A 1,299-nucleotide genomic window follows, 5' to 3' on the forward strand; every position below is an offset into this window, starting at 1 on the left:
GGAGAGCATAAAAAAGTGTGGGGCAATCATCCAAATCATTCCCCATTGACGATAAAATCATTAACACTATTTGAACGCTTTCCTCATCAATAGCCTTGCAATGAAAACATTCACCATTAAGGTCGCGATTCGTGGTGTCAGTCCCATGCATGGTCTGGCGTCGGTTTAGGATTGCTGCTCATACCTCACTGGCCGCTCTTCACTACATTATCCAGATAGCACAAGGCAAGGCTGGGATGATGAGCATCTTCATCAATTTCACATTTATGGCAAAGACTACGGAATAGCCTACGAAGGGGGGATGGGTTTTTCGGATGATCCCTATTTGGTAACACTTGATGACTTTGGCTTTGATGTCGGTGATCGTTTCACCTATGAATACAATTTCTTTGAAAACTGGCTTCATGACATTCGCATCGAAACCATCCATGATAACTCAACCCAAAAGTCTCCATTTTGTCTGAGTGGCCATGGAATGCCTGGTGCCACCTTAGCTGATAAGAGGGACAAAACTCTGGCACTGCTACATGCGGTTATTAATGGGGATGAATTGACAACAGTCGGGGATATTCGTGAGTTTATTGAGGCACTTGATACCGTTCGATTCAACCGAAATAAAATCAATCATCAGTTGAGCCAACTTAATCTTACTTCTCCCAAGCTTGAGCCTAAAGTGATCAGGCTTTAGCCTGCCTCGGTTAGCGCACTCTATAAAGGTACACCTTTTCAACTCTCTCGAAAAAGCATCAATAAATGTCTATAAAACTGCCCTACTACCAGGTTTATAGAGTATTCTATTAAATTCATAAAGGTTTAAAGAATTTAAGGCGTTAAATGTATTATGCTTACATAAGAGTGAGTTCAGTCGAGCAAAACACCGCCAGACAAGAAGCCGCTCTCTCAAAAACGGATCACCCCATAGACAAAATATATATGGAACGCGCCAGTGCGAAGGATATAAACCGACCCCAACTCCAGGCAATGCTGGAGCAGGTAAAGGCAGGCGATACGATTATTATTCATTCAATCGACCGGCTGTGTCGGAATATGATGGATATGTGCACCATCACTACACACTTACGTAACCAGGGTGTTTCACTGGTATTCCTGAAAGAACAATCTATGCGGGAGAAAAATAACCCTATGCAGGAGCTCCAGTTGCATATGATGTCTGCATTCAGTCAATTTGAACGCGCTTTAATCAAGGAGCGCCAGGCTGATGGGATCGCAGCCAAAAAAGCCAGGGGAGAGAAAACGGGCAGGCCAGCGGCAGATATCAATAAGGTTTCAGAAATCAAT

General features: G+C 43.5%; 1 protein-coding gene and 1 pseudogene. Both read left to right on the plus strand.

Annotation, left to right across the window (positions count from 1 at the left end):
- Window positions 1–235 precede the first annotated feature (235 nt).
- Window positions 236–688 (plus strand): annotated as a pseudogene (locus REG_RS11590) (IS1096 element passenger TnpR family protein); the annotation flags it as partial.
- Window positions 689–834: 146 nt separating this feature from the next.
- Window positions 835–1,299 (plus strand): recombinase family protein (locus REG_RS10280; protein WP_006705586.1); only part of this gene is annotated, 465 nt, incomplete at its 3' end.

It is taken from the genome of Candidatus Regiella insecticola LSR1 (genome assembly GCF_000143625.1).
GTDB lineage: Bacteria > Pseudomonadota > Gammaproteobacteria > Enterobacterales > Enterobacteriaceae > Regiella > Regiella insecticola.